Origin of the sequence: Listeria farberi (genome assembly GCF_014229295.1) — a bacterium.
GTDB lineage: Bacteria > Bacillota > Bacilli > Lactobacillales > Listeriaceae > Listeria > Listeria farberi.
This window is the reverse complement of sequence record NZ_JAARZL010000001.1, coordinates 36,176-54,213: the sequence shown is the minus strand read 5'-3', so window position 1 is coordinate 54,213 and position 18,038 is coordinate 36,176. Positions and strand designations below refer to the sequence as shown.

General features: G+C 36.7%; 13 protein-coding genes. All 13 read right to left on the bottom strand.

Features of this window, described 5'->3' with window-relative positions:
• Nucleotides 1-8: 8 nt before the first annotated feature.
• Nucleotides 9-1,895: an ABC transporter permease subunit gene (locus HCB38_RS00255; protein ID WP_185637157.1), complete on the bottom strand. Its 1,887-nt coding sequence runs from the start codon at nt 1,893-1,895 to the stop codon at nt 9-11.
• Between the two features lie 83 nt (nt 1,896-1,978).
• Nucleotides 1,979-2,614 (bottom strand): histidine phosphatase family protein, encoded by a 636-nt coding sequence (locus HCB38_RS00250; RefSeq protein WP_185637155.1) that lies wholly within the window; start codon nt 2,612-2,614, stop codon nt 1,979-1,981.
• Nucleotides 2,615-2,684: 70 nt separating this feature from the next.
• Nucleotides 2,685-3,644, bottom strand: a complete 960-nt coding sequence (locus tag HCB38_RS00245) for a ring-cleaving dioxygenase (RefSeq protein ID WP_185637152.1) — start codon at nt 3,642-3,644, stop codon at nt 2,685-2,687.
• Between the two features lie 6 nt (nt 3,645-3,650).
• Entirely contained in the window at nt 3,651-4,067 is a 417-nt protein-coding gene (locus HCB38_RS00240) for a MarR family winged helix-turn-helix transcriptional regulator (RefSeq protein WP_185637150.1), read from the bottom strand.
• A 99-nt stretch (nt 4,068-4,166) separates the two neighbouring features.
• On the bottom strand, nt 4,167-5,942 hold the full coding sequence (locus HCB38_RS00235) for a leucine-rich repeat domain-containing protein (protein WP_185637148.1): 1,776 nt from the start codon (nt 5,940-5,942) through the stop codon (nt 4,167-4,169).
• Nucleotides 5,943-6,174: 232 nt separating this feature from the next.
• The gene (locus HCB38_RS00230) at nt 6,175-7,311 is read right to left on the bottom strand and encodes an ArgE/DapE family deacylase (protein ID WP_185317828.1); all 1,137 of its coding nucleotides are present in this window, start codon (nt 7,309-7,311) and stop codon (nt 6,175-6,177) included.
• Between the two features lie 279 nt (nt 7,312-7,590).
• Nucleotides 7,591-7,995, bottom strand: coding sequence for a hypothetical protein (locus HCB38_RS00225; RefSeq protein ID WP_185317827.1), 405 nt, complete (start codon nt 7,993-7,995; stop codon nt 7,591-7,593).
• A complete protein-coding gene (locus HCB38_RS00220) occupies nt 7,976-9,751 on the bottom strand; it encodes an ATP-binding cassette domain-containing protein (RefSeq protein WP_185637146.1) in 1,776 nt (591 codons plus the stop codon). Before HCB38_RS00220 ends, HCB38_RS00225 begins: the two co-directional genes overlap by 20 nt.
• A complete protein-coding gene (locus tag HCB38_RS00215; protein ID WP_185608017.1) occupies nt 9,748-11,409 on the bottom strand; it encodes an ATP-binding cassette domain-containing protein in 1,662 nt (553 codons plus the stop codon). Before HCB38_RS00215 ends, HCB38_RS00220 begins: the two co-directional genes overlap by 4 nt.
• Before the next feature lie 51 nt (nt 11,410-11,460).
• Nucleotides 11,461-11,904, bottom strand: coding sequence for a hypothetical protein (locus tag HCB38_RS00210; protein WP_003728067.1), 444 nt, complete (start codon nt 11,902-11,904; stop codon nt 11,461-11,463).
• A 215-nt stretch (nt 11,905-12,119) separates the two neighbouring features.
• Nucleotides 12,120-13,580, bottom strand: coding sequence for a glycoside hydrolase family 1 protein (locus tag HCB38_RS00205; RefSeq protein ID WP_185620148.1), 1,461 nt, complete (start codon nt 13,578-13,580; stop codon nt 12,120-12,122).
• Nucleotides 13,581-13,645: 65 nt separating this feature from the next.
• Nucleotides 13,646-14,191: an HAD family hydrolase gene (locus HCB38_RS00200; RefSeq protein ID WP_185608015.1), complete on the bottom strand. Its 546-nt coding sequence runs from the start codon at nt 14,189-14,191 to the stop codon at nt 13,646-13,648.
• A gap of 75 nt (nt 14,192-14,266) precedes the next feature.
• A complete protein-coding gene (gene rpoC, locus HCB38_RS00195) occupies nt 14,267-17,872 on the bottom strand; it encodes a DNA-directed RNA polymerase subunit beta' (protein WP_185317822.1) in 3,606 nt (1,201 codons plus the stop codon).
• Nucleotides 17,873-18,038: the final 166 nt, after the last annotated feature.

Here is an 18,038-nt window from a genome sequence, read left to right as displayed (position 1 = left end):
TTTCAGAACTAGGCTTTTTTACTTTCTTCTTCTCGTTTCAAAAGCGAATTGGCCATCATTTGGAAACAAAGAATTAAAATCATAAATACAAGTAATGGCGGTAAAATTATCCAGAATTGGTGGTTGGCGAAAACGGATTTCGCATTAGCGATTAGGCCTGATAATTCAGGGATAACTGGATTCAGTATGCCGTCATCCGCTCCCATGATTGCCCCACCGATGAAAATTCCAAAGATAGCTAAATGGACAAACATCTGCAACGTTTGAATGAGTTGCTCAATCCAAATTAGAATTAATTTCGACCAGATTTGTGGATTGATATGCTTGGTTAAAATCCAGCGGGCATTTCCGCCAAAAACGAGTGCACTCAGGACAAACTCTTTTTTCAACAATTGGGAAATTTCGTTGCTAATTCGGTTGGCTGTAATTGGTAAAACGATGACAACCATGATTAAAATTTGGAAGGTTATGCGTGTAAATAGGCTGGTTTCGAAAACGCCAGAATAGCTGATGAATTCGTTGACCATGATAATAAAGACGAGTAATGACAGTGGTAGATAATGCATCCCATCCGCTATCGCTTGGACGAAATTGCGTGTTCGCAGTTTGCTAAAAAAGGCGAGCGGTACTGCCAAAATATAGCCAATCACGACACGTAGCGTTGCGATGATGACCGCTATAAGGAGTGTATACTTGATGCCGACGAGTAATTGGTCGAGAATGGAATTGCCGGCTTGGTCGGTGCCTAGCCATACTTGTGCGTTTGGTTTGAAGGGCGCCATATCGGTTACTCGTCCGGTCGCATCACTGATAAATTTAAGCGAATTGATTTTGTCTCCCATAAGCCCGTAAATAAGGCTTGCGATTAGTAAGATACTAAGTGTTGCCAGCGGAATGCTGAAAGATGGGCGTTTTAGGAGCTGCCCGGTCGCTACTAAAAAGTTGCGCCATTTGCTTTTAAGGTTTACTTTTTCCACAAAGGTCTTCTGGAAACTATTCCAGTGCAGCGGAATTCGGGTCACATTTGCGCTCTCGGTATTTTTCCCGCGGCTAATCCATAGATCTATTAGTGCGTAAAAGAAGTAAAATGGAGTGAACACGAGTGCTAATACTAGGAAAATATTTAATGGGCTGAATCCTGCTAGTAAATAGTAGAGCACACCTTCGATCCCGAATAAAAATTCTACAACGAGGTAGGCACTTAAAATAAACCAAACGATGGTTTTTGATTGGTAAAACAAACTTTGCATCATATTTGGTGTGGCATGGCGCAGTAAAATCGCTCTATCTGTTAAGCCTTTCCCGCGAGCTAACTCGATGTAATCAGCCTGCCATTCATTTTCCATGAGGAGCATCATCATTTTATAAAAGAGCACGGTTGGTATGATGGACAAGCAGACGATTGGCGCTGCATAAATCTGTTCTCCGTTTAAGCTGTAAAAGTTCAAGGTGAACACGCCGGTTTGTTGATATATGTAGACGACGGCCATTTGAATAAGGAATATAAAGGAAAAATCTGGAAACGCTTGAAGTATCGATAGGAATCCGCTTAAGCCTCGGCGCAACCATTTTGGTCCGCGAAATGTTGCTATAACTATTAGATATGCAAGGAGTGCGGAAATTACCAAGCTCGCTACGATAATTTTCATGGAGTATAAATACGGTCCGGTGATAAAATCCGCCAACGACACATGAAAAACTTCTGCGCTTCCTTGGTAACTAATTTCCCATTTAGTCGGGTGAAAAATCGCTGTAAAAATCGACTTAAGAGCCTCCCAGTACGTGCTTGATGACCACGAAGTCACTTTGCTAAATATCGCGGGAACACAGCTGATTAAAATAATTCCTAAAATTCCTAAAAAATAATGTAGAAAAATTTTGACAATTCTTTTCATATGTATTGTTTTCTCCCTTTTTCTAGCTTTCTCTTATGTATAAATCTAGGACACACCTCCAATGAGGTATGCCCAAGATTCACTTATTTTAAGTCTAAATGACCAACTTCATTTAATTTTTTTAGAGAAAATTCGCCGTTTTGGTATTCTACGATGCTAATACTTGTATTCAAAATTCTTGGTGCTTCTTTGCGGTGATTTTCAATGGTTCCGCCTTGTAGCAAGTATAATAATAACGTAAGTGACATGCCGTGAGAAACGACCAAGATGTTGCCGCTTGGATTTTCTGCAATGATTTTTTCGACACCTTGCAGTAAACGTTCCGCAAGTTCGTAGTAAGTCTCGCCGCCGTTCACTTCTGCTTTATAGGTTTCTGGACTATGAAGAATTTTCGCGCGTTCTTCAGGGTGTTGTTCGTCAATTTCAGTTACTCTAATGCCTTCCCACGTTCCAAAGCTCATTTCTTTAAGTTCTTCAAGAGGTTGAATTTCGATTTCGCGGTCACCTAGAATGTAGGCTGCTGTATCTTGCGTTCGTTTACTTGTGCTTGTATAAACGGCATCAATTCGTGTATCTTTCAACACTTCACCGACTGCTTTTGCCCCGTCAATACCTTCTGCAACTAGCGGAGAATCTCCCCAACCTTGCATTTGTCCAGTCATATTCCACTCTGTTTTACCATGTCTTACAAAATAAATCGTTCGTAAACCCTCTGCCAAAATTCTGCCTCCTAATTACACATTCTTCTAAAATTGTATCATGAATGGGCATATTTTCAAGGTTTTCTTATTATTTATCCGTATCAAGTGGTTTTAAATGCGCCAAAATATCTTCGCGGCTCTCTTCTAAATGTGGCGGTAAGTCTACATAAGTTCCGTGCTCTTTCGTGAAATCTGTTTGGAAACCTGGCTCATCGGTTGCAAGTTCGATTAAAATCCCATTGCTTTCGCGGAAATAAAGAGAGTGGAAATAAAAACGATCCACATAGCCTGAATTTTTATAGCCAAGGTCTTGTATCATTTCTGTCCAACCAATCAAGTCGCCATCTGTCGGTACACGAAACGCCACGTGATGAATCCCGCCAGCGCCTAGATTTCCTTGTTCTAAATCAGGTCGCGACTCTACGTGCACTTCGCCGCCAAGCCCAACGTCGCCAGTTTTGAATACCGTGACTAATTTATCATCATCTTCATAAGCACCAATCCGCTCGAAGCCTAATATTTTTGTCAAAAGGCGGTCTGTTTTTTCTTTTTTGAAAACAGAGAAGCGCACTGGTCCGAGTCCACGAATAGCATATTCGGCTGGAACTGGGCTGTCTTCCCACGAAGAAACCTCTGTTACTTGTGTGCTTGTTTCATCAGAAATCAAATTGACCGGTAAGCCATCGGTGTCTTTTAAACGAATAATTTTGCGTCCGAATTGGTCAATTGGTTTGCTGTGAAAAATGCGATGCTCATCGAGTCTTTTATCCCAGTAGTGCAAAGCTTCATCGCTTGGAACACGTAAGCTGAGACTAGAAATTGCATTGCGTGATGGATGATTTTTGGCCATATTGGGAACTTCAAAGAAAGTTAGCGCTGTCCCTGGAGAACCAATTTCATCCCCGTAATATAAGTGGTACGTATATGGATCGTCTTGATTGACCGATTTTTTTACTAGTCGTAGTCCCATTATTTTTGTATAAAAGTCAAAGTTAGCTCGTGCATTCGCTGTAAAAATAGATACGTGATGAATCCCCGTTAACTTCATTGATAATCACTCTCCTAATTTTTTTAATAACTTGAGCAGTTCTTTTTGTTCGTCTCTTGTTAATTTATCAAATTGAGCTTGCTGAAAAGCTTCTTGTTTTGGCACGTTTTCGCGGTAACACGATTGGCCTTTTTCTGTGAGGGTAATATGTTTTTCGCGCCCTGTCTTTGTTCGCGTAATGTAGCCTAATTGCTCTAATTTTGCGAGGAGTTGGGTGACATTTCCCTTCGTTACAACTAATTTTTCGGCAAGCTGTTGCTGCGTAATTTCGTTGTCCAAACCAATCTGGGCAATGCAATCAAACTGCGCCGTCGAAATTCCTGCTGCTCGCAAATTCTGATTGGTCAGCTTCATATTCCGATTATAAAATCGGCTAAATCGAAACCAAAGCAAAACCCCTAGCCGTTCTTCTTTCTTAACCATGCTCGTCCCTCCTCTTGATATTATTAGTTTAGTACTAAACTTTATTAAAAGCAAGAAAAAAGCCTAGCACTTGTTTACAAACAACTACTAGACTTTAATTCAATTGCGTATTTTGTGAAGCGAAATAATCCCTGTCCCTAGCAGAAAAAGTCCCATGAAAATAACTAATGAGTTTTGACTATCGCCTGTTTTTGGTAATAAAATATTTACCCTATTCTCAGTAGTAGTTTCTGGATTTTTTACATCAGTTCCTTGTCTTTCAGGCTTGTTAACATCGTCACCTGGCGTTTCTTTGTCAGTGTCATCATCTTCTGGGCTTTTATTCACACTAAACTGGGCATATAAGGTAATATCTTTTGCCGGCATTTTATCCGTTTCAAAGTCCCATTTCGTACCGTTTGTTTTTGCATCATACCAGCCTGTGAATGTGTAACCTTCTTTTGTTGGCGGTGTTGGTTCGGTTAGTAAGGTATCAACAATCGCTTTTTCCTGAGTTTCTACACCATCCACATTAAAAATGACATTGTATTCGCCAATAAGCGGTTGTTTCACCATTCCACTGAAAAGAGCATTATCTCCTTCTTTATTAAAGGTATAGCTCACTTCGCTTTGATAGCCAGTTAGATTCCAAGTAAGATTCGGACTCGCGTAGACTCCATTATCACTGATTGTTGCTGGAGATATTGTCGCACCTGAATCATCTATAATATTATTTGGAATAACTAAATCAGTTTGAAAATTAATTGGGTTATTAGTTATCTCTTGGTTGCGCACTTGCACTTTCATATACCATGAATTGGAGGGTAGACTACTAATATCACTTATTTGGTTGTTATCCAAATCTAAAAAATGTAAATTACTTAATGTATGCAAACTAGTAATATCACTTATTTGGTTATTTCCCAAATACAAATATTCCACATTGGTTAGGCTTGCTAAATAATCTATATTACTTATATTAGTATTATCTAACTGTAATTCATTTAAATTTGTTAAGTTAGCTACAATACTCGCATTCTCAATATCATTATCCGACAAATGCAATTCATTTAAACCTGTTAAATTAGTCAAAGCTGTTATATCAGTTATGTTGTTATTTCCTAAATACAGCCCCCACATATCAGTAAGATTAGCTATAACACTTATATCACTGATGTTGTTATCAGTTAATTTTAGATAATTTAATTTGGTTAGATTTGCTAACGGACTTATATCACTAATACCATTCTCTGATAGTTCCAATCGGTCCAAATTAGTTAAATTAGATAAGGGGTTCAAATCACTTACAGAAACACCATTTGCATCTAGTCTTATTAAACTAGTTAAGCCACTCAAATCATTAAAACTAGATACATTATTATTATTGATTGCCAAATATAATAGATTAGATAAAGTCGTTAAGCTACTTAGATCACTTATGTTATTGTCACCCAATGTCAAAGTCTTTAAATTAGTTAAATTACCTAAAGGGCTTATGTCAGTTAAATTGTTGTTAGTAAGACCTATATTAGTTAAACTCGTAATTCCGCTAAGCTGGCTTATATCGTTTATATTATTGCCTTGCATACGAATCATCTCTAAATTATTCATGTATTGTATTCCTTCAATTGACTGTATATTCCGCTGCGGGCTATCTAAAGAATATATTTGATTAAGTTCCGCTTGTGTGACAACATCATCCACACTAGCTTTTCCCAAACCTTCCCTTATTCGCTCAGCAAAATTAGAATCAGGAAATACTTCTTTAATTGGTGTCGGTTGTGCAAGGCTCGCGGCTTGAGCCTCAATTCCTGGACTCACACATAGCCACAAGCTAATTCCCAAAGCGATAGTTAACGTTACTCCGATTCGAGCTAGTAAAGCTTTTATGTTCATTATAGCCTCCTATCTATTAATTAATGTACTAAATTATTACATTTAGAATTAATATTAACACAGTAAACACTATATTATTTACTAAAAAAAGACCTCCCAACGCTTAATCCTCTGTGAAAATGACGTTTTTTTGTCACTTTATCTCTCTGGTAACATTAAAATTTATTTTCAAGTAATGAACTCAAGTTTTATTTTATCGCAAAAGCACCGTCAATTCTAGGTTTGACAGCTCTCAAAAGAACTCTACTGCAATTCGTTTGTACACATCCACCATCTCTAAATAATTCTCTATAGAAACATTTTCATTTACTTGGTGAGGGGTTTCATTCCCTGGCCCAAAAATAATTACTGGGAATGCTTTTTTAGCTTTGGTGAATTCTGCTGCATCGGTTGTTCCGGAAATACCAAGTAAAGGAATTTCTTCTTTGACTATGTCACTTGCCACACGCTTAGCAATATTTACTAAATCTGAATTTTTATCACTAAATACGGGTTGCTTATCATAATCAAATATTAACTCCAACTCCACGCCTTCCTGTTTATTTAACTCATTAATAATTTTCACTAGCACTTGTTTCACTGTTTCATTATCCATTTCTGGAATTGAGCGAATATTTCCTTGCAGCTGCGCTTTTTCCGGAATACTATTGACTTGGTTGCCGCCATTAATTACAGTAACGTTATGAATAAAATCGCCTAATATTTCATTAGTATCATCAATCGATTTCACAAATTTTTCTACTTCATTATAAAATAGCAGCAAATTGTCAATCGCATTAACACCGAACTCCGGCATCGAACTATGGGCATTTTTACCAGTGGATTTAACAGTATAGTTGATTGAACCTTTGTGTGCGTAAACGATTCGATGTCCGCTTGGTTCCCCAATAATCAAACCATCTAAATCATCTGCGTAACCTTTTTGTGTTAGTTGTTCGGCTCCAAGTTCACCGACCTCTTCACCAACTGTTGCTAATAATCTAATCTTACCATTTAGTTTCTGTTTTTCTTCGTGAAGCTCAATCATAGCAATGACCATTGCCGCTAGACCAGACTTCATATCTGTCGCGCCACGTCCGTATAGTTTGCCTTCATGCTCCGTTGCTTCAAAAGGCGGGAACTTCCATTTAGATACATCGCCAGCATCAACCACATCCATATGCCCTGAAAATGCCAAAACTTTTCCATCATTAGAACCAATTTCACTAACAAGGCTCGCCCGGTTTACATCATATTGTACCTTTTCAGATTCAATACCATACGCAGCAAACAACTTCTGTAAGTAGTTCGCAACCTCTTCCTCGTTCCCATTAGTCGAATTAATATTCACAATGTCTTTTAAGATTTGAATTTTTCTTTGTCGTTCCATATTTACGCCCTCTTTCTTTGAATTCCACTCTATGTTTTCCCGTTCCATAAAAAGACAAACTCATCCTCCTAATCTCCAATCAAAAAATGGCTTAGCTACTACTGTATGACTTACAGTAGCTAAGCCATTAATCGAATTATTTTGTTTGTTGTTTTTTGCGGAATAGAACTAAGCCCATTCCGATAAGAATTTCTCATACAAAAAGCAGTTGATTCTGATTCGATAAAAAAAGACAAGCAACAAATTACGTTACTTATCTTACTAGCGTATAAATAAAACTTAATTTTTTTTGAAAACAACTCTTTTTTGTATCTCCTTAAACATAAGATAGCCATCGGTTTGTAAATAAGGAATTGGTAATAAAGAATTTATAGCAATAAATAGGCTAAAAATCTTTATAAATATAAAATCAAACCCTATCAATATTCCCATTGTCAAATTAATAACAGCAGGCATCAATAGAATGAGTGCTTGCTTTCCTAATCCCCAATTTGAATCTTCTTCATAAGATACAGAACAGTTAATGACAATGGGTGAAATAGCGACTTTTCTTACATTAAGGAAGAAAAAGTTGCCTATTACGACCTTAGCTATCTTTCCCCTAAAAAGTAGGACAAAGAAAATGTGGACTAATTCATGCAAAACTAAGACTATAATCCAACTTTTATAAATTTCTAAAATCATTCTTCTTATCCCGGTAACTCATTAATAGTAATGTTAGCATAAACATGATAGCTGAAACCCCTAGTGTTGGAAGAATCATTAGCATACCTATATTATCTCCAATAATAACTCGACTTACTAACAAGCACGCAGGCATACTCAACAAAAAATCTAATATCATTATTACATAAATAAACCGTTTATTCTTTCTCGGTTTAAAATTCAAATTAGACATATCGTTTAAAAAGCCATTAATTAAACTAAATGATTTTCTTCCAAAAATAAAAATCAACACAGTTACTATAAGAGAAAAAATTACTGATATAAGAAGTATTTTTGCTAAATTTTGTTTATAAAAAGCTACTTGCGAAACACTATCCACATAATTTGAGGCATATTGGTAGCTTGGTCCATGAACTTTTAAATAGTTTAAAAGTTCATGCTGGTTTTTATTAGCTAGTTTAATGGAAATAATAGAAAAATTAGGGTTATCATAATTTTCTTTCTCAAGCTTTAACAATATATTATTTAATTTCTCAGAAGCCTTATCATCAACCTCAACAGTTCCTTTACTCACTTGTTTGGAATAAGAGATCGCTGCTACTGGAGAGTTAACTATACCGACTATTTCATACAACTCATTTTCAAACTCTAATTTATTACCTATAGCTGATTCTTCACTAATATCATCACGGAAAAATTTTTTCAGTTGAGTAAAAGATAACGCTATTTCTTTAGCATCGTCTTTTGGAAAACGTCCTTTGGTTAAGTGCATTTTAGTAACAGGAAAAGCATTTACATAGTTAGGCGAGTCTGTAATTATTTCCGGAAGAGCCAAAACTTCAAACTTGGAATTATCCAAAACAAACTCATTTATATAGCTTTCATCTATAACATAAATTTGTTTGATATAATCTTGATTCTGTAATTCAATCAACTCATTTATAGTGAGATGATTGGGTTCCTGAAATTCATCTTCAATTTCACTTTCCGTCATTTCAATATTAAAATATCTAGAATAATTCTCCGCAATATCCATCAACTCAAAGTTATAATCACTAGTTAAATTCTCTTCTATTGGAACTGAGCGTAAAATAATAGTGGAGGTAATATTGGTTAATAAGATAGTTAGTACTATAATAAAAGCAAACATCAAGAAGTTAAATTTTGAACTAAGTAAATATTTTAAAATTCTTCCATTTGAAACAACTCTTTTACTTTTAACTTGAGTCTCGTTCTGCTCTATTTCAATATTAGAAGATACTTCTATCCTATCTTTATCTACAAAAATAGTTTTATCAAAAAAATGCTCCAATCGAGTATCATGACTAACTAAGTAAATAATTTTCGTCTTTGCTAATTCACTTAAAATATTAGCAAGTATCTCCGAGGACTTGTTATCTAGATTATTTGTAGGTTCATCTAGAATAATTATAGGAGCGTCCAAAGCTAATGTTCTAACTAATTCTACTTTGACAAATTCTCCGCCGCTTAATAATTGGATATCTTTTTCTAAGTAGTAGTTATCTACAGAAAACAACTCGCAATACTTTTGTATTAAGCTCGGATTAGTTTTTGGGAATTGTAAATATTTCTCTACACTAGTTTTATATTTCCAATTTTTTTGCGCAAAGTAAGCTACATCTTTTACTTTATTTGTGTTATTTTTTAATTCATTTTCAATAAAGGTTGTTTTTCCACTTCCGTTACTACCTGTAATTGTGTAAATACCTGGCTTAGTAATAGAAAAAATGCTAAATTTATTTATTTTATTCATATAATCGCCTTTCTAATGTTGTTTTTAATTATTAATGGTATGACGATGTAGGCAAAAAAGAAAAATATCATTACTACACCTATTATGGCGGTAATAAGCACCGAATGAACAATACTCCACATAATTAAAAGAAAAATAACAGTACTAATAACCGAAAAGATTTTAAAGTTTGTAATGAGATACGTTTTTTTTCTGAATTGAAGTAGCTCTTTTTCATTATAGCCATAGTAAGCCAATGTACTATAACTATTTTTATAACTAACCTCATACATAATTAGTAAAATTAATAATACTAAGAGTAGTAAGCATATAAGAAGTGCTACTTTTTTTATCAGCATAACTGTATTACTGTATTGATTAACCTCAGCGTTTAATAACTCTGGTTCATATCCTTTAATAAATATTTTTTTAGCATATAGTTTATTTTCTGCTAAGAAATCATAAAATGATTCTTGATTTTTTAATTGCACATATGCTTCTGTAATTAAAACATCTTGTTGATTTACTTTTTTCAAAATTTTCGCATAAACACTAGGATTAAATTCTATCTCTACCTGATTTGATTGCAAAGTATTACTATAATGAAGTTCAAATCCTAGCTGCTTAATTTTAGCTTTTTCAATTTCAGTTAAAGTTACACTTTTAGGCACGCGAAAAGATGGACTGTCACTATTTTCATAGTAATTTTCGTCATTACTAATGAATTCTGTCTCTACATTCAACTTTAAATCTCCACGTAAAGCTTCCATCATTGCAGCTTTAATATTGATAAATTCTTTTGTTTTTGGATTATATAACTCTAAATATATTAACTTTTGATAAGTATCTTTTTTCAAATTAATCGCTTCTTCATAATACTCATCTTCATTAATGCGTGTTTCTTCTGTGAAGAACTTAGCTTTATTAAATTTAGTTGCTGATTGTATAAGCATCGTATTAATTGCTTCATTATTGTCATAAGAAGAAGCATTAGTGCTGTATAGTGTAGCGAGTTGATATGTACCTTTTTCGTTAGAAGGACTTGTTTCTTCGGCATTTGTTTTCAGTAAAATCACTAAAAAAATAGCGAAAATCGTCATACAAATTAAATAGAAGAGATATAAGAAATAAGTCCTTCTAGGTTTAATTTTGATAATGCGCTCTTTCGAACTTTCTTTATTAAAGCTGAAACTATCTGCTTCATAACATTGATTCTTCATTATTTCTATTTTTTTATCATATTCAGTAAAACGATCATCATGCGTAATTAATAGTATTATTTTAGATTTTGCCGCTTGATAAATAATTTGTTTTGCTTTCTCAAATACATCTATATCTAAGTCATTCGATGGCTCATCTAATATCAATACTTCTTGATTTGACAAAATAGCTCTTAGAAGGTTAACTAATCTTTTTTCTCCCCCACTGAGATATTTACTTTTTTTAGTTATTAAATAGTCTAATTGATGTTCTTCCAGAAAATTAATAACCGTTTTTTCTGCGATTTCGTTCATAGTAATATTGGTTAAAACCGTTTCATACTCCAATATTTGATTATCATCTTGCTTCATCATGCAACTAATACTTCTGTTAGCTTGAAGTATTTTCTTACCTAATGTTGTTTTCCCTACTCCATTTGCCCCAATAATTATATATAATCCGTTTTTAGTTATATTCACATTGATATATCCTTTTATTTTCTAGATGAATGAAGAGCCTTGTTGTTATTGTTAAATTACGAATAAATCTACAATAAGTTGTGATTTTACATTTTTATTATTTTTCTTTTCTAATTTATATGAAAATTTATCTTTTCCGCCTGCATAGTGACCATAAAATTCCCCGTAGTATGTATTATTTCTTGATGTATATCCATCCTTATACATTAATACATATCTATCATTATTTTTTTTGCTGTATATACTATACTTTGTCTTAACAGTTCCAGAAGTTTGGTTCACACCATACTTCACACTGCCCTTTGTCCAATGCTTCTTTGTTTCTATTGCACAAACAGTTTGATTTTTTTGAAATCCAGTTTTCCACTGGGAACTAGAATCTACTCCTCGAACATTATATCTATTCTGGGTGATGTTTACTGATAAACTAATCACAGAAACTAATAAGCCTGCTATAGCAATAACAATTGCCCATGTGACACGTGTTTTTTTCATGTTGTTTCCTCCCTCTAGTTCGCTCTCCATTCATCTAGAAAATTATATCATAGCAATTTGTGAAAAACAACACAAAAGAGTAATTAGACCTAATCATTTTAGAATTTTCAATCTAATTAGTAATATTTTTAAATTTAACCCATGCTAAACGATAAATACTTCGCTTTTATATTCATAAAAAACAGCCCCGCCAAAGCGGGACTGCACTCTACTTATTAATCTAAATCTTCACCATTTGTTTCAATTACTTTTTTATACCAGAAGAATGAATCTTTGCGGGAGCGTTCTAGTGTTCCTTTGCCCCAGTCATCTTGGTCTACGTAGATGAAGCCGTAGCGTTTGGACATTTCGCTTGTGGAGGCACTTACTAGGTCGATTGGGCCCCAGCTTGTGTAACCCATTAAATCTACGCCGTCTGCAATCGCTTCTTTCATTTGTTCGATGTGTTTGCGCAAATAGTCAATGCGGTAATCATCATGGATTTTGCCGTCTTCTTCTACTGTATCATAAGCACCTAAGCCATTTTCCACGATGAAAAGTGGTAATTCATAGCGGCTATAAAGATCGTTTAGGGTCCAGCGTAAGCCTTTCGGGTCAATTTGCCAGCCCCAATCGGACGACTCCAAGTATTCGTTTTTCACGCCGCCCATTAAGTTCCCAGCAGAGCGGTCGCCTTCTGGGCTAGCTGTTGCGGATAGAGACATGTAGTAGCTGAATGAGATGAAATCAACAGTGTGTGCTTTTAAGATTTCGTCGTCGCCAACTTCTTTTACAATGTGGATGTCGTTTTCTTGGAAGAAACGGTTCATGTAGCTTGGATATTCACCGCGAGCATGTACGTCAGTGAAAAATAGATTTTGTTGGTTTTCGTATTGTGCTTTTAGGATGTCATCTGGGTTGTTAGTCGCAGGATATGTCGCCATACGCGCTAGCATACAACCAACTTGTGATCCTGGAATAATTTCATGCGCCAATTTTGTTGCAAGTGCACTGGCTACAAATTGATGATGTCCTGCTTGGTAAGAAAGTTCCAGTGGGTTTTTCGCGTCTTCTAAAAGCACACCGCCACCAGTATACGCGCTAAGTGAAATAACATTAATTTCGTTAAAAGTTAGCCAATATTTTACTTTGTTTTTATAACGTTTGAAAACTGTTTCTGCGTAATTTGTGAAAAATCCGATAACGCGACGATCAGCCCAACCATTATATTTTAAAGTTAGATTGAGTGGCGTTTCATAGTGAGAAAGCGTCACAAGTGGCTCAATGTCATATTTTAGTAATTCATCAAACACTTTATCATAGAACTCAAGCCCTTTTTCATTTGGCTCTTTGTCATCACCATTCGGGAAAATACGCGCCCAGTTTAGTGATAGGCGGAAAGTTTTAAAGCCCATTTCGGCAAATAAAGCGATGTCTTCTTTATAGTGGTGATAAAAATCAACACCCTCACGTTTAGGGAATCTTCCTTCTACCTTCCCTGCAATAATTGCTTCAATTTCTGCTTTAGATACATCTAATGCGTGATCTTTCGTGCGTTCTTCTTTTGGAATGAATTTTACCATATCTGCTGTGGAAAGGCCTTTCCCATCTAAATCGTAAGCGCCTTCAACTTGGTTCGCAGCAGTTGCTCCACCCCATAAAAATCCTTTTGGAAATTGTTTTTTCACTTCAGTCATTTCGTTCGCCCCTTCCGGCTAATTTCTTCTACTTTTTTAGTCTACTTTGTGTAATGCATTACAGGTCAAGAAGAAATTTTCTTTAATAATAAAAGGGCTTCGGGAACATCGGCTAAGTCCCAAACTGGGATAACAAATGGTGGTGCGACAAGAGGGAGGCGCTCATCTTGAAGACAAACTTCTGGATTTTGCAGCCAAATCGCATGGATTCCCGCACGATTCGCGCCAATAATATCACTTTCAAATGTATTTCCGACCATAACTGCCTCTGTTTTATCAATTTGAAGGGCATTTAGTGTGAAGTCAAAAATAGTCCTGTCTGGCTTTTCCATTTTCCCTGGTTGTAACTCGGAATTGGATGCGTAAATGAAGTCAAAATAATCGATGATGCCGAAATTGGTTAGTACGCGCTTAATTACTTCTGTGTCACTCGTTGCGGTGTTGCTGAGGATTGCTTGTTTGAATCCGAGTTGCTTTACTTTTTCGAGGGTTTCTTTGGCATTTTTCCGTAGCACTACTTCTGGATAAGTATCGAGAGGGTGATGGTCGTATCTTGTGTTTGGTACGGTATTTAATGTTTCGCCCATATCCCAAATAACATGTGTAATCAAATCACTTCACTCCTTTTTCTAGAGTATAACAAAAAAAGCCAAGTGTACGCGAACGGCACACTTGGCTTTGTAAAATTAAATATTTGTGATTTCGTCAGTTACTTCAGCTGTTTCCTTGATAACTTCGGATTTCAGTTTGCGGTAACGACCAATACCTGTACCAGCTGGAACAAGTTTACCTAGGATAACATTTTCTTTAAGTCCTAGAAGTTCGTCACGTTTTCCTTTGATAGCAGCATCTGTCAAGACACGAGTTGTTTCTTGGAATGACGCAGCTGACAAGAAGGAATCCGTTTCAAGGGAAGCTTTTGTGATCCCTAGAAGAACTGGACGACCTGTTGCTGGTTGGCTACCACTTAAGATAGCATCGCGGTTGGCTTCTGTAAACGTATGAATATCCATTAATGTACCTGGTAAGATATTTGTATCACCAGTATCCATTACGCGGATTTTACGTAACATTTGACGAACCATTACTTCAACGTGTTTATCGCCAATTTCTACCCCTTGCATGCGGTAAACTTTTTGTACTTCAGCAAGTAGATATTCTTGAACGGATAATACGTCACGAACACGAATCAAGGCTTTAGGATCCACAGAACCTTCAGTTAGAGCTTCCCCACGTTCAACAATACTTCCTTCTTCTACACGTAAGCGAGCAGTGTAAGGAATGTTATAAGAACGGCGGTCATCTGTACCTTGGATAGTGATTTCTTGTTGACGATCACGACCTTCTTCGATAGAAACAACTTCACCGCCAACTTCAGTGATGATAGCTTGCCCTTTCGGATTACGTGCTTCAAAGATTTCTTGAATACGTGGAAGACCTTGCGTGATATCGTCTCCGGCAACCCCACCTGTATGGAATGTACGCATAGTAAGCTGAGTTCCTGGTTCCCCGATAGATTGGGCAGCGATGATACCAACTGCTTCTCCAACTTCGACTTCTGTACCAGTTGCCAAGTTTTTACCATAACATTTTTTACATACGCCGTGTTTCGTATTACATGTGAATGCAGAACGGATAGTTACTTCTTCAATTCCAGCTTCAACGATTTGAGTGGCAATTGCTTCTGTAATTAAGTCATTTTCACGTGCAATAACTTCTTTTGTTTCTGGATGACGAATTGTTTTACGAGAATAACGACCTTCCAGACGTTCTTCCAGTGGTTCGATGATTTCAGTACCTTCACGAATAGCCTTAATTGTAAGACCTCGGTCAGTGCCACAATCGTCTTCACGAATGATAACATCTTGAGCCACGTCAACAAGACGACGAGTAAGGTAACCGGAATCGGCTGTTTTAAGGGCTGTATCGGTAAGACCTTTACGCGCACCATGGGTAGAAATGAAGTACTCTAAGACCGTTAAACCTTCACGGAAGTTAGATGTAATCGGCAATTCTACGATACGTCCGGATGGGTCAGCCATTAGTCCACGCATACCAGCTAGCTGTGTAAAGTTGGAAATGTTACCACGAGCTCCGGAATCTTGCATCATGAAGATTGGGTTTAAGCGGTCCAAACTCAAGATTAGTTTTCCTTGGATTTCGTCTTTGGCAGCATTCCATACAGCAATAACGCGTTCGTATCTTTCATCATCTGTAATCAGACCACGACGGAATGATTTAGTGATTTTTTCAACAGTGTCATGTGCTTTTTCAAGAATTTCATGTTTTTCTTCAAGTGTTAAGATATCCGCAATACCCACTGTCATGCCGGCCTTAGTCGAGATTTTGAAACCAAGATCTTTCATACGGTCAAGCATTTTAGAAGTTTCGGTAATATGGAATTTCTTGAAGACTTCCGCGATAATGTTACCAAGAATTTTCTTCTTGAATGGATCAATTAATTCTTGAGCCGCAATGTGGGCACGAACATCAGTTGTTGTATCAACGAAATATTTTGCTGGTGTTTCGATTTCTAAGTTGAATTTCGTTGGTTCATTAATATAAGGGAACGATTTTGGTAAGATTGTGTTGAAAATCAGTTTACCGACAGTCGTAATTAATAATTGTTTGCGTTGTTCATCAGTGAAACGTTCATTTGGAATCGAACCAGCATATACAGCAATACGAGAGTGTAAGTGTACATAGCCGTTTTGATACGCAAGTTGTGCTTCATTAATATCTTTGAAGATAGTACCTTCGCCGACAGCATTTTCACGTTCTAAAGTAAGGTAGTAGTTACCAAGCACCATATCTTGGGAAGGTGTTACAACTGGTTTACCATCTTTAGGGTTCAAAATGTTTTGAGCTGCAAGCATTAAAATACGTGCTTCTGCTTGTGCTTCTGCGGATAAAGGAACGTGAACCGCCATTTGGTCACCATCAAAGTCAGCGTTGTAAGCTGTACATACAAGAGGGTGCAGACGGATTGCGCGACCTTCAACTAGCGTTGGTTCAAATGCTTGAATACCAAGTCTGTGAAGCGTAGGCGCCCGGTTAAGTAATACCGGATGTTCACGGATAACTTCTTCTAATACGTCCCAGATTTCTGGAGCCATACGTTCGATTTTACGTTTAGCACTCTTAATGTTGTGTGCTAAACCGCGTCCAACTAATTCTTTCATAACAAATGGTTTGAATAATTCAAGTGCCATTTCTTTCGGAAGACCACATTGGTACATTTTTAAGTTTGGTCCAACGACGATAACGGAACGACCAGAATAATCGACACGTTTACCTAGTAAGTTTTGACGGAAACGACCTTGTTTCCCTTTAAGCATATGAGAAAGGGATTTAAGCGGACGGTTACCTGGACCTGTTACTGGACGACCACGACGACCGTTGTCAATTAAAGCATCGACAGCTTCTTGTAGCATCCGTTTTTCATTTTGCACGATAATGTTTGGTGCACCTAAATCAAGAAGGCGTTTCAAACGGTTGTTCCGGTTGATTACCCGACGATATAAGTCATTCAAATCACTTGTTGCAAAACGGCCACCTTCAAGTTGTACCATTGGACGAATTTCCGGTGGGATAACTGGTAGCACGTCAAGTACCATCCAGCTTGGGTTGTTGCCAGAATTACGGAAAGCTTCCATAACTTCCAAACGACGAATTGCACGAGTACGGCGTTGGCCTTGTGCGGATTTTAGTTCTTCTTTTAAATCATTTGTTTCTTTTTCTAAGTCGATATCGGCTAAGATTTTTTTGATAGCTTCTGCGCCCATACCAGCTGAGAAACCTTTACCATATTTTTCGCGATAAACGCGGTATTCACGTTCAGATAAAAGTTGTTTCTTTTCAAGTGGAGTATCGCCTGGTTCTGTAACCACATAAGATGCAAAGTAGATAATTTCTTCTAATGCACGCGGGGACATATCCATAACAAGACCCATACGGCTTGGAATTCCTTTGAAGTACCAGATGTGAGAAACAGGAGCTGCGAGTTCAATATGGCCCATACGTTCACGGCGCACTTTTGATTTCGTTACTTCTACTCCACAACGGTCACAAACTACGCCTTTATAGCGAACACGTTTGTATTTACCACAAGAACATTCCCAGTCTTTCATTGGTCCAAAAATTCTTTCACAGAATAAGCCGTCACGTTCTGGTTTCAGCGTTCTGTAGTTGATGGTTTCAGGTTTTTTTACTTCACCATGAGACCATGAACGAATTTTATCTGGAGATGCCAGACCGATTTTCATATACTCAAAATTATTAACATCTAACAAGTGCCCAACCTCCTAAATTAGTTTGGAGCATTCGCTTTAGGAAGTGTTTGGGGATTCCCGCACACTTCCTTGACTTTTAGAGAAAGTCTCAGCGATCGCTTAATTTTATATTTTGCAAAAAACAAATCATTGTTTCTTATTGTTTTGGAGTCTCAATTATCGAACC